This is a genomic window from Candidatus Leptovillus gracilis, from assembly GCA_016716065.1.
Classification (GTDB): Bacteria; Chloroflexota; Anaerolineae; order Promineifilales; family Promineifilaceae; genus Leptovillus; species Leptovillus gracilis.
The window spans coordinates 583,130-594,874 of sequence record JADJXA010000003.1 but is presented as its reverse complement, the minus strand read 5'-3'; the positions used below and the strand labels follow the sequence as shown (position 1 = coordinate 594,874).

At 59.0% G+C, this 11,745-nt stretch carries 9 protein-coding genes; 2 read left to right on the top strand and 7 right to left on the bottom strand.

Annotated elements, in window-relative coordinates; translation table 11 throughout:
* The first annotated feature begins 7 nt into the window (after positions 1 to 7).
* Both IPM39_11455 and IPM39_11450 read left to right on the top strand, forming a co-directional pair.
* The gene (locus IPM39_11455; GenBank protein ID MBK8986679.1) at positions 8 to 1,021 is read left to right on the top strand and encodes an NAD-dependent epimerase/dehydratase family protein; all 1,014 of its coding nucleotides are present in this window, start codon (positions 8 to 10) and stop codon (positions 1,019 to 1,021) included.
* A gap of 97 nt (positions 1,022 to 1,118) precedes the next feature.
* Positions 1,119 to 2,030 carry a cation transporter gene (locus tag IPM39_11450; protein MBK8986678.1) on the top strand — a complete coding sequence of 304 codons (912 nt, stop codon included), beginning with the start codon at positions 1,119 to 1,121 and terminating at the stop codon, positions 2,028 to 2,030.
* Between the two features lie 14 nt (positions 2,031 to 2,044).
* On the opposite strand, the gene IPM39_11445 is transcribed toward IPM39_11450, so the two are convergent.
* The 7 genes from IPM39_11445 to IPM39_11415 form a co-directional block, all read right to left on the bottom strand.
* Entirely contained in the window at positions 2,045 to 3,271 is a 1,227-nt protein-coding gene (locus tag IPM39_11445; protein MBK8986677.1) for a glycoside hydrolase family 1 protein, read from the bottom strand.
* Positions 3,272 to 3,376: 105 nt separating this feature from the next.
* On the bottom strand, positions 3,377 to 5,626 hold the full coding sequence (locus IPM39_11440; GenBank protein MBK8986676.1) for a glycoside hydrolase family 3 C-terminal domain-containing protein: 2,250 nt from the start codon (positions 5,624 to 5,626) through the stop codon (positions 3,377 to 3,379).
* Between the two features lie 51 nt (positions 5,627 to 5,677).
* On the bottom strand, positions 5,678 to 8,083 hold the full coding sequence (locus IPM39_11435) for a glycoside hydrolase family 2 protein (GenBank protein MBK8986675.1): 2,406 nt from the start codon (positions 8,081 to 8,083) through the stop codon (positions 5,678 to 5,680).
* Positions 8,084 to 8,255: 172 nt separating this feature from the next.
* On the bottom strand, positions 8,256 to 8,813 hold the full coding sequence (locus IPM39_11430) for a ChbG/HpnK family deacetylase (GenBank protein ID MBK8986674.1): 558 nt from the start codon (positions 8,811 to 8,813) through the stop codon (positions 8,256 to 8,258).
* Positions 8,746 to 10,017 (bottom strand): MFS transporter, encoded by a 1,272-nt coding sequence (locus IPM39_11425; GenBank protein ID MBK8986673.1) that lies wholly within the window; start codon positions 10,015 to 10,017, stop codon positions 8,746 to 8,748. The genes IPM39_11430 and IPM39_11425 overlap by 68 nt, the downstream gene beginning before the upstream one ends.
* Before the next feature lie 42 nt (positions 10,018 to 10,059).
* On the bottom strand, positions 10,060 to 10,701 hold the full coding sequence (locus tag IPM39_11420; protein ID MBK8986672.1) for an ABC transporter ATP-binding protein: 642 nt from the start codon (positions 10,699 to 10,701) through the stop codon (positions 10,060 to 10,062).
* Positions 10,694 to 11,716: an ABC transporter ATP-binding protein gene (locus IPM39_11415; GenBank protein ID MBK8986671.1), complete on the bottom strand. Its 1,023-nt coding sequence runs from the start codon at positions 11,714 to 11,716 to the stop codon at positions 10,694 to 10,696. The genes IPM39_11420 and IPM39_11415 overlap by 8 nt, the downstream gene beginning before the upstream one ends.
* Between the last annotated feature and the right edge of the window lie 29 nt (positions 11,717 to 11,745).

The window sequence follows — 11,745 nt, the reverse complement described above, 5'->3', positions numbered from 1 at the left end:
GAGAACCATGCGCAAGAAAGTTGTTTTAATCACCGGGGCGGCTGGCGAAATCGGCCAGGCGCTGATCAAAAGTCTGGCGGCTTCTGGCAACAACCACGTCCTTAGCCTGGATTTGCACGAACTGCCGGCCGACATGGCCGGTTATTCCACCCACATGCAAGGTGACATTCTGGACCATAACCTGTTTGCCCGGCTTGTCACTGAGTATGACTTTGACGTGATATTTCACCTGGCGGCGCTGTTGTCTACGCGGTCAGAATTTGCGCCGGAGCTGGCGCATCAGGTGAATGTGAACGGCACGTTGGCCCTGCTGCAAATGGCTGCCGAGCAGTCGCAGCGGCGCGGTGATCCGGTGCGTTTTATATTCCCCAGCTCCGTCGCCGTTTATGGCCTGCCCGACCTGGAAACAAAGGCGCGGGATTTTTATGTGCGTGAATGGGATTGGAACTACCCGACGACGATGTATGGCTGCAACAAACTGTACTGCGAGATGCTGGGCATGTATTTTAGCAGCCATTATCAACAGTTGGCGCGTTCTAAGCCGGTGATGTTGGATTTCCGGGCGGTGCGCTTTCCGGGGTTGATCAGCGCCTATACGGTTCCCTCTGGTGGAACCAGCGATTATGGGCCGGAGATGCTGCACGCGGCGGCCCAGGGCAAGCCCTATGCCTGTTTTGTGCGAGAGGACAGTGTGATCCCTTTTATGGCGATGCCCGATGCGATTACGTCGCTGCTGCAATTGGCGGCGGTGGAGCGGGCGGCGCTGCGGCGGGCGGTGTATAACGTGACCAGTTTTAGTTTAACGGCCGTGCAGTTCCGCGACGAGGTTCTCAGGGCCTTCCCCAACGCCCAAATCAGCTTTGCGCCGGATGTGCAGCGCCAGGGCATTGTAGACAGTTGGCCGGCCGGGTTGTCCGACAAGACGGCGCGGCGCGATTGGGGCTGGGAACCGGCTTATAATGTAGAACGCGCCTTCGCGGAATACCTCATCCCCAACATCGCCCGACGTTATCAATCGTGAAGATCGTAAGGAACGAGATTTGAATAATCTACACGGTTAGATTGGACAAATCTTCTGGGATTTGTCCAATCTTTTGTCGGTTACAGCGCACACATCTATGTTAGACCGTAAGCACCTCACGCGATTTGCCTGGCTGTCTATTGGCACGGCCGTCGTAACCATCTCCCTCAAAGCGCTGGCCTATTATCTAACCGGGTCGGTCGGTTTGTTATCCGACGCGCTGGAGTCGGGCGTGAACCTGGTGGCGGCCCTGATGGCCCTGATGGCCCTGACCATCGCCGCCCAACCGCCAGATGATCAACATGCATACGGCCACGCCAAAGCGGAATACTTCTCCAGCGGCGCAGAAGGGATGATGATTTTGTTTGCGGCGATCATGATTGCGGCAACGGCCGTGCCGCGCTTGCTCGACCCACAGCCTCTGGAACAGGTTGGCCTGGGTCTGGTGGTATCGGTGACGGCTGGGTTGTTCAACCTGGCCACGGCGCTTGTCCTCACCCGCGCCGGCAAACAGCACAATTCCATCACCCTCACCGCCGACGCCCATCACCTGTTGTCGGATGTGTGGACATCGGTGGGGGTGGTGGTGGGCGTGGCCGCCGTGGCGCTGACCGGTTGGCAAATTTTGGACCCGTTGATTGCTTTGGCGGTGGCGGCGCAAATCCTAAATTCTGGCGTAAAACTGGTGCGTAAATCGGCGCAAGGGTTGATGGACACGGCGCTGCCGGCGGACGAATTGGCGTTGGTGACGGCCGTTTTGGACCGATATTGCCAGCAAGAATCCATTGAATATCACGCCTTGCGCACCCGCCAATCGGCGTCGCAGCGTTTTGTATCCGTTCATGTTCAGGTTCCCGGTGAGTGGACAGTACAGCACGGCCATGCGTTGTTGGAGGAAATGGAACGAGATTTGCGGCAGGCGTTACGGCCGTTAAGTGTCATCACCCACCTGGAACCTATTGAAGACCCGGCCTCCTGGCAAGACATTACCCTCAATCGGGAAGAGTAGCCAGGAGAAATCGCTCAGATAAGCCGGTTGGCCTGGGCCACTTCGCTTAACCAACGCGCACTGGGTTTGATGGTCCGCCGTTGGGTGGCGCGGTCCACGGCAATGATGCCAAAAGTTGGCTGGTAGCCGAGCATCCATTCAAAGTTGTCATAAGCCGACCAGGCAAAATAACCGCGCACGTCCAGCCCCTCTTGCAAACAGGTGTGTACGCTGCGCAGGGCTGCCTGGTAGTAAGCCAGGCGACGGCCGTCATCCTTCGTGCCAATGCCGTTTTCCGTCACCATCAGGGGCAGGCCGGTTACTTCGTGGGCGCGGCGTAGGGTTGCGCCGATGGCTTCGGGCCAGAATTCGTAGCCCATTTGCGTCAATTCCACCCCTTCTTCCGGGCCGAAGGGGCCTTCCGGGCCGTACCGCTCGCGGGTGTAGGTTTGCACGCCGACAAAATCATCTTCGCGGGCTGCTTCCAGGAAGACATCTTGCAGTTCCCAACGCATCTGGTCACGCACGGCTTCGCCGCCGGGCAAAGCCTGCATATCAGCCATGGCAATGGTCAGGCCGACGGGCAGCGACGGCCGTTCCGCCTTAATCGCCGCCCGCGCCTGCTGGTGGGCTGCCAGGATCACTGCGCGTCCCTGGCTTGTTCCGGCAAACATGAAGGGCGCAAATTGCTCTGGCGTGGTATGCAGCGCCTGAGCCGCCCGCTGGATGAAGGTTTCATCGAGGCCGCCGGCCATCCACAGCAAAGCCGCCATACGCGGGATGTTGACTTCGTTGATGGTGCAGACCGCTTCGATGAGGTCGCCCAGATGTTCGGTGACTTTTTGGGCGTAACGGCCGAATTTAACGGCCGTTGCCCCATTCTGCCATCCCCCCTGGCTGATCAGCCAGCGCGGCGAAGTGAAATGATGGTAGGTGACGATTGGTTTGAGGCCGTGCGCGTGGCACGCTGCCAACATGCGGCGGTAGTGGTCCAGGGCGGCGGTGGAGAAACGGCCGTCTTCCGGTTCCACCCGCGCCCATTCCACCGAAAAGCGGTAGCTGTTGAAACCCAACTCGGCCAACAGCGCCATATCTTCCGGGTAGCGGTGATAATGGTCAATGGCGTCGCCCGACGGCTCGGCGAAAACGGTGTTCGGCAGGTGTTCCATCACCCAGAAATCGCTGTTGGTGTTGTTGCCCTCCACCTGATGGGCGGCCGTGGCTGTGCCCCATAAAAAACCTTGCGGAAATTCATTGGTCATTTTTACTCTGCTTCTCCAGACCTGATAGGTTGCTAAAAACCCGGCCCAGATTGGACCAATCTCCAAGATTGGTCCAATCTCGCCAGGTTAAAAACATATGGACCCTTAGCGCTTCACCCCATGCACCTGCTCCAGCAGCATGTCGGCGATGTCGTCGGCGGGCTGCGTGAGCGAGCCTTCCTGGAAGTGGAGGAAACTGCGCAGGGGCAAGTCCATCAGAAAACTAAGCACATCCATGCCAATAGCATCGCTGCCAGAGTCATCAGCGCTGAAGGGACCGCCATTGGATGTTAATTCGTGGAACATTGGCTGGAGGATTTGTTTGCCGAGGGGGTCGTCGAACCAGGCGCGGATGGTGGATTCGGCGTGCAAAATGGATGGCAGCTGCAAGGTGGATTGCAGGGTGACGGTGGCCTGGCAGCGAATGTCGGCCGCCGATGCGCCAACGAGGATGTCGAACTGACCATCTTCGGTGATCCATTGTTGGTAGGCGGGGTCGTAGTAGGCAAAGGCGCGGGAATCGAGGGTGATGGAGACGGTTTGGGTTTCGCCCGGCCGGAGCGACACTTTGGTGAAGCCTTTGAGTTCTTTGTACGGCCGTATCAACCGCGACGCTTGATCATGCACGTATAACTGCACAATTTCCTTGCCGGCCACCGGGCCGGTGTTGGTCACATCTACCGACACCGTCAGACCGGCCACGTCTTTGAAGCTGTCGGCCGAAAGCTGCAAATTGCTGTAGGCAAAAGTGGTGTAGCTCAACCCGTAGCCGAAGGGGAACAGCACTGGCGTCTCTTTGGCGTCGTAGTAGCGGTAGCCGATGAACAGCCCTTCGCCGTAGCGCACCACGCCGTTTTCGCCGGGGAAGTTGAGGTAGGCCGGGGTGTCTGCCAGACGCAGCGGGTAGGTTTCGGTTAGTTTCCCAGAAGGATTGACGCGGCCAAACAAGATGTCGGCAATGGCCCCGCCGCCAGCCTGACCCATCATCCACGCTTCCAACACGGCGGCTGCGCCATCAAGCCAATCGCCCATGACTACCGGCGCGCCGTTGTTGAGGATGACGACGGTGTGGGGTTGAACGGCCGTTACGGCCTGAATCAAAGCCACCTGCTGCGCCGTCAAGTCCAGGTCCGCCCGGTCATACCCTTCCGACTCTTTGAAGGAAGGCAGGGCGATGTAGAGCAAGGCCACGTCAGCGGCCTGGGCGATGGTGACGGCTTTGTCAACCAGGCCCTGGTCCAGGCTGTTGTCTTCAGGATACCCCGTGGCAAAGCTCAATTCGGCGTTCCCGGCCAGCTTTTGCAGTTCGCTGAACGGCACGTCTACCTGGGTGGGATTGATGTGTGAGCTGCCGCCGCCCTGGAAGTGGGCTTGTTGCGCGGCGCGGCCAATGACGGCGACGTGCTGCGGGTTTTGCAAGGGGAGCAGGCCGTTGTTCTTGAGGAGAACCATGCCCTCGGCGGCCACTTTGCGCGCCAGGGTGTGGTGGGCGGCGGCGTCAAAGCCGCCCCCTTTGGGTGTTTGCGCGGCGCACAGGGCGACGCGCGCGATGCGTCGCGCGGCTTCATCCAGCACCGCTTCGTCCAGTTCGCCGTTGCGCACCGCTTCGATGACAGCATTGACCCGCGTCTGCTTGGGGCCGGGCATTTCCAGGTCTAACCCTGCTTTGAGGGCGGCGACCCGGTCGTGGACGGCGCCCCAGTCGGAGACGACGAAGCCCTGGAAGCCCCACTCTTTTTTGAGGATGTCGCTGAGCAGGTAGGTTTGTTCGGAGCCGTAGGTTCCGTTGATTTTGTTGTAGGAACACATGACGGTCCAGGGTTGGGATTGGGTAACGGCTGTTTCAAACGCCGCCAAATAAATCTCGCGCAAAGCGCGTTCGTCCACCTCGGCGTTGATCGAAAAGCGCTCAAATTCCTGGTTGTTGGCCGCGTAATGCTTCAGCGACGTACCCACGCCCTTACTCTGAATGCCTTTGATCAGACCGGCGGCCATCGCCCCAGCCTGGTACGGGTCTTCGGAAAAATACTCGAAGTTACGGCCGCACAGGGGCGAGCGTTTCATGTTGACGCCGGGACCGAGGATGACATCCACGCCCAGGGCAATGGCTTCTTCGGCCAACGCCTGCCCCATTTCAAACAACAAATCCACGTCCCAGGTGGCGGCCAGACTGGAGGCAGTGGGGAAACAGGTGGCGGGCAGGCTTTTACTCGTCAGCGCATGAATGTCGGCGACGCGGCGAATGCCGTGTGGGCCATCGGAGACGAACAGTTCCGGCAGGTTGAGCCGTTTTACCGGGGTTGTTGTCCAGGCGCTGGCTCCGGTACAGAGCGCCGCTTTTTCTTCTAAAGTCATTCTGGCTACGAGAGCGTGAATATCGGACATGGTTGACTCCTTTTTTCTCAATTAGAAAGAATCGTAAACCGAACGGATGCGCAGCGCTGCTTTGGCCTGGGATAAGTCCCATCCGTGAGGCAGTGGGCAGGTAAGGGTAACGGCGCGGCGGGCGGGTAGGTCGAAGTAGTTGTCGCTAAAAACGACATCGGCCCCGTCGAGGGAGAGTTCTACCAGGCGGGCGAGGGAACGGCCGTTCAATTCAATGTGCAGCATCGCTCCTTCAAGATGACAAACGGCCGTTATCTCCGGTTCCATCAGCTGCAAATGTTTGGTCGGCGCGAAGAAGGCGGTCTGCCGGGTCAGAAGCTTGTCATTCTGCCACAATTCGGCGATAAAGGTCAGGCTGCGCCGGTTGTCGTCGGTTAGCTGATCGGTAAAGTCCAGGGTGTTGACGTGGGTGGTGGCCTGTGGCGCGGCTTGCACCGCTTCCTCGCCGGCTGCCAGCGCTGCGCCTTCTAACGTTTCCAGCGACCAGCGGATACGGCCGTGCCACGCCTCAAGCCGCTCATTGGTCAGGTAAACTCCCTGGCGCGGCGGCGCATCCTCAATGGAGAGCAGCAGCGGCGCGTAGAAGCGGCGGGCGGCGTAATGCAGCGCCTTCCAACGGCCGAAATAATCGAGGCTGGACCAGGAGGCCACCGGCCAGCAGTCATTAAGCTGCCAGTAGAGCGTGCCCGCCACCCGCTCCTGGGCGCGCCGCCAATGCTCCACACCGTAGCGGATGCCTTCCGCTTGCAGCGCCATGCTCAGGTAAACGAGCGACGGGAAATCTTTGGGCAGGCGGAAAGTGTCGAGCATTTGCCCGACCATCAGACTGTTGCCGCTGTCATTTTTCTGGTGCTGCTCCATGATGTAGGAGGTCATGTTCCAGTCGGCTTCGTCGGCGTAGGTGCGGATGGAGGCCAGCGGCGGCAATGCCTGGAAGCCAAATTCGCTCATGAAGCGGGGATATTGGTCGCGGTAGGCGGTGAACGGTTTACGGCCGTGCCACACGTCCCAATAGTGGGCGTCCCCTTGCTGCTGCCCATTGGGGTTCTCGAAGGGGGTGTCGGACGAAGGCGAGCTGGGCCAGTAAGCGGTGTCCGGGTCTTCGGCGGCGCACCAGGCGGGCAGTGTGTGGTGGAAGAAGCTGTCGTAGGCCGCTTTCAAATCGTCCAAATCGGGCCGCTGTTTCCAGCCCCAATCTACCCAGCCCCATTCCATCTCGTTGTTGCCGCACCAAAGGGCCAGGCTGGCGCGATGGCGCAGTCGGCGCACATTTTCCAGCACCTCGATGCGCACATTTTCCAGGAAGTCGGGGTCGTCCAGCGGGTAGACGCTGCATGAGAAGATGAAATCTTGCCAGACGAGGATGCCGTAGCGGTCGCACAGGTCGTAGAAGCGTTCTTCCTCGTAGAAGCCGCCGCCCCAGACGCGCAGCATGTTTTGCTGGGTTTCGGCCGCGCCGCGAATGAGCGCCTCCAGGTAGGCGTCGCTGATGCGCGTGGGGAAAGAGTCGGCCGGTATCCAGTTGGAACCTTTGGCGAAGAGGCGCACGCCGTTGACGACGAATTCAAAGGAGCGCCCCCATTGGTCAGGTTCCTGGCGCAGTTCGAGGGTGCGCAGGCCAAGTTGGTAGCGGCGATTGTCTAGTTCGGCGTTGTTCTGGCGCAGGCTGATGGTGATTTGGTAGAGGGGTTGGGGGCCGTAGCCGTTGGGCCACCATAATTGGGGGTGGGGAATTGTGAATTGTGAATTGTGAATTGTGAATTGTGAATGGGGGGAGGGGGAAACGGCCGTTTCCGTCATCATCTCCTCGCCATCGGGGGCGAGGATGTGGAGGTGGGCGGTTAAGCCTTCGGTTGTCTGGCCTTCGAGGGTTAATGCGGCGGAGATTGTGACTTCGCCGTTGGCGTGGTGTTGGCGCAGATGGACGTCGGCCAGACGGATGCCCTCCCCGCCTTCCAGGCGAATCTCTTTCCAGACGCCGATGGGCGGAAGCTGCGGTCCCCAATCCCAACCAAACTGGCAGGGGGCTTTACGCAAATAAGGCCCGCCGGCGATGGCCTGGGAGACGCCGGGCAACGGCCGTTGCGCCTCCTTTTCGCTGATGGTTTGTACCGGTGAGGCAAAGGTGATGAGCAGTTCGTTGTCCCTGGCCTGGAGCAGGGCGCGGACGTCCCAGCGGTATTGGCGGAACATGTTGTTGGTGTGGGCGAGGAAACGGCCGTTTAAAGTCACCGTCGCCAGCGTATCCAGCCCATCGGCCACCAGCCAGACGTGGGGCTGCGCCAACAGTTCGGGCGCGGCCATAAATTGATAGCGATATTCCCAATCGCTTTCCGCCACCCATTGCACCCGCTTTTCATTGTCGCCCACAAAGGGGTCGGGGATGCGGCCTAAAGCCAGCAAATCAGTATGCACGCCGCCGGGCACGGTGGCGGGCAGCCATTCCTCTGCTCCCGCCTGACGAAACTGCCACTCGCCTGCCAAAGATTGAATGTTCATATGTTGTTTTCCTGTGAATCTACTTTTCCCGCCAAACAGCTTGCAAAGCGCGATAATCTAGAAGAATGATGCCCTTCATGCGCTCGGGCGATGTCAAAAATCAAAATCGTCTGGCGATATGAAAATCTCGGTCTATCGCCGCAATTGGGGTAGCCCGGAAACCGCCCCCCGCCGGGCGGCGCGCCCAGCACGCAAAAGTCCATCCACTCAGCCGCAGACAATGCCAATCCAGGTGCGTCGGCTTCAACCCGGCCACCAGCACAGTTTCGATCTGCGCTCTGAACTCTCGCTCCAATTCCGCTAAATTGACCTGGGCCAAAAAGTGGGGCATCTGCTCGAAGTTGTAGAAGTGCCCCGCCTCGTTAACGAGAGATGGTACTTGCTCCCTGGGGGTAAGCGGTCCCCACCGGTAATCAACCCATTCAGAAATCGCCGTGAGGTGAACGCCAAAGCGGACTTCGGGATGCTCTTTCAAGAAATGGATGGCGTGCAGTGCCCAAGGGCAGGGGACCATCAAGGTGGTGGAGCGAAGAATACCGGCCGGCCATGCGCCGATAACGGCCTCATTCACCGAGTTACACATCCCAAAATCATCGGCGTTGACGATCAACAGCTGGGCGCGGGATAGCCCAACAGCCGGTTGGTCTGGCCACCGCATACTCCATTTCCTGCGATCCCTTCATCACCAGCGACAGCCGGTAACTGGCGAGCAAACTGAGGAACAACGCCACCAGGCTGATGGGGATGATTTCCAGAGAAAACCGGCGCGCCAACACACCCACCAGACTGGCGATTGTCGCCCCGCCCAACCCGGTAGCCGCCATTTGTATCCCAATGGTGTTGGCGGCATAACGGGCGCCGACCCGCTGCCTGGTTCCCGACATCATCGCCGGGAAGACCGGGGCAATCGCCAGGCCGATCAGCCCGACCGCCAGCAAGTTGGCGAAGGGCACGGGGTTCCACCAGAGCAAGACGGCGCCGAGCAGAGCCAAAACCATACCGCCCTGGGCCAGCAAATGAATCCCCAGGCGTCGGGCGTACAGCCCGGCCAGGATGCGCCCAACGGTAAACATCGCCCAATAGCTGCCGGCCCAGAAACCGGCCAGACGCACCGGTACGCCGCGCGACTCGGTGAGCAGGGTGTAGGCCCAGGCTCCCAGGGAGACTTCCGCCCCCACGTAGAGGAAAAACAATAGGGCGCTGAGCCAGACTTGCGGCCGGCGCAAGGTCTGGCCGATGGGGGTTTTGTACTCCGTCAGGCGCTTTTCCCGTTTCTGCTCCGTCCGTTCTTCGGGGGCGTTCCACCAGGCAAGGGTGAGGGTAAAAGCGAGGGCCATCAAGAACTGGAAGCCGCCGACGATGCGATACCCGGCGCGCCAGGAATCCAGGGTGGTGATCGCCAGGGTCATGATCACCGGGCCAATGGTCACGCCGATGCCGTAACTGGCGTGCAGCCACTGCATGAGTCCTTCGCCGAAATGGGCGGCGACGTAGGTATTCAGACCGGCGTCAATCGCGCCGGCGCCTAACCCGGCCAGCACGCCCAGGGTCACCATCATCCACCAGGAAGGCACAAGGGTGTAGCCGACGAGGGCCGCGCCGGTGAGAGCGCAGCTAATTGCCAGTAAGTTGCCCACGCCCAGGCGGGCGATCAACGCCCCGCTGAGAAAGCTGGAGGTCATGTACCCGGCGACGCTGGCAAAGAGTAACATGCCCATGGCATCCAGCGGGATGACAAAATCGGCGCGGATGGAAGGCCAGGCGATGCCCAACAGGCCATCGGGCATGCCCAGGGCAATAAAAGCGGCGTAAGCCAGAAGAATCAGGCTTAATTTAGAAGGGACTCTTGATTTTTGCAGCATGTTTGTGATGTGTAGAGACGTTGCATTGCAACGCCTCTACCGTTAGACCGTTGAAAGGTCCCATTCTTCATAGATTTTGGGTACGTCGTTGAGCAGGCGTTTGGTATATGGCTCTTGCGGATGCAGAATCACCTGGTCGGCCGAGCCGCTTTCGACAAATTTGCCGTGTTCCATGATGTAAACGCTGTCAGAAACATAATACGCCAGACCAATATCATGGGTGATGAAGATGGGCGTCATGCCGATTTCATCGCGCAGCTGCATCAACATATCCAGGATAGTGGCGCGGGAGCAGGCGTCTATCATGGAGGTGGGTTCATCGGCCAGCAAGATTTGGGGCTTCAGCAAGAAGATGCGGGCGATCATCAGGCGCTGCTGCTGCCCACCGGAAAGCTCAAAGGGATACTTGTTGGTCAGTTCGGCGAACTTCAGGTTGACGAAGCTGCACGCCTCGGTCATCAGCTCGCCCTGAAAGTAAATGTCGCCCTCAGTCGGGTTGATCAATCCCAGCAGCATTTTCGCCAACGTGGTCTTGCCACTGCCCGATTCGCCGACGATGGAGATGATTTCGCCCTCGTAGAAATTGAAATCCACGTGATCCACAGCGACAGTTTTATTGCGACCAAGGCCAAATACTTTTGTCACGCCTTTGCCGCTGAGGCATAGTTTTTTCTCGTCAGACATTTTGATGAGCCTCCCTGGCATATATTTCTCGCAGTTCTGCTTCGGGGATGATGCAGCGGTAGGCACGGCCGTGTCCCGCTTCGCGCAACGGGACGGAGATGGCTTTACACTCCGGCCGCACGTACTTGCAGCGTTCGGCAAAACGGCAGCCAGACGGCGGGTTTTTGAGATTCGGCGGCACGCCCGGAATGGCCGTCAGCTTCACATCCCGCAGCCCTTCTTCCGGCACGATGATCGAACCCATAAGACCTTTGGAATAGGGGTGGAGGGGGTCGAACACTGCTTCTTTAGCGCCGGCCTTTTCGACGATCTGCCCGGCATACATGACCATGATGTCATCGGTCACGTTGTACAGCAGCGGCAGCTCATGGGTGATGAAGATCATCGCCTTGATGTACCCTTTGTCCATCAGGCTGCGCAGCATCTTGATGACCATCTTCTGCGAGGTCACGTCGAGCGCAGAGGAAGGCTCATCGGCGATGAGGATCTGGGGCGAGAGGATGACGGAGATGGCGATGACAGTGCGCTGTTTCATGCCACCGGAAAGCTCCACCGGGTATTTTTGCAGCACGTCGGCTGGCAGACCGACGGCTTCAAAGAAGCCTTTAGCCAGGTCGTATACTTCTTTCTTGGTCACGGTGGGATCGTGCGCTTCAATGACATCTTCAATAAAGCGGATGACCCTTTGCGTGGGATTGAGGGCGTTCATGGCCGCCTGGGGGATGTAGGAGATTTCCTTGCCCAGGATGGACTTACGCACGTCGTCGGGGTTCATGCCGGAGATGTTACGGCCGTCAATAATAATCTCGCCGCTCGTATAATGCAGCGGTGGGAAATAGTAGCCCATCAGGCTCAGCGCCAGGGTAGACTTGCCGCAGCCCGATTCGCCGGCAATGCCCAACGATTTGCCTTCTTCCACCTTCAACGAAACGTGGTCAACGGCGTAAACATCTTCCCGAAACCGGGTGATATATTTTGTGGTGAGTTCTCTGACTTCTAATATGGCATTTGACATGGCAGTTACCTGTTTTGTATGTTCCGTGT

Excerpts from the sequence above, each read along its gene's own strand:
- IPM39_11455 (MBK8986679.1), top strand. The coding sequence starts at position 8 with ATGCGCAAGAAAGTTGTTTTAATCACCGGGGCGGCTGGCGAAATCGGC.
- IPM39_11450 (MBK8986678.1), top strand. The coding sequence starts at position 1,119 with ATGTTAGACCGTAAGCACCTCACGCGATTTGCCTGGCTGTCTATTGGC.
- IPM39_11445 (MBK8986677.1), bottom strand. The coding sequence starts at position 3,271 with ATGACCAATGAATTTCCGCAAGGTTTTTTATGGGGCACAGCCACGGCC.
- IPM39_11440 (MBK8986676.1), bottom strand. The coding sequence starts at position 5,626 with ATGACTTTAGAAGAAAAAGCGGCGCTCTGTACCGGAGCCAGCGCCTGG.
- IPM39_11430 (MBK8986674.1), bottom strand. The coding sequence starts at position 8,813 with ATGCGGTGGCCAGACCAACCGGCTGTTGGGCTATCCCGCGCCCAGCTG.
- IPM39_11425 (MBK8986673.1), bottom strand. The coding sequence starts at position 10,017 with ATGCTGCAAAAATCAAGAGTCCCTTCTAAATTAAGCCTGATTCTTCTG.
- IPM39_11420 (MBK8986672.1), bottom strand. The coding sequence starts at position 10,701 with ATGTCTGACGAGAAAAAACTATGCCTCAGCGGCAAAGGCGTGACAAAA.
- IPM39_11415 (MBK8986671.1), bottom strand. The coding sequence starts at position 11,716 with ATGTCAAATGCCATATTAGAAGTCAGAGAACTCACCACAAAATATATC.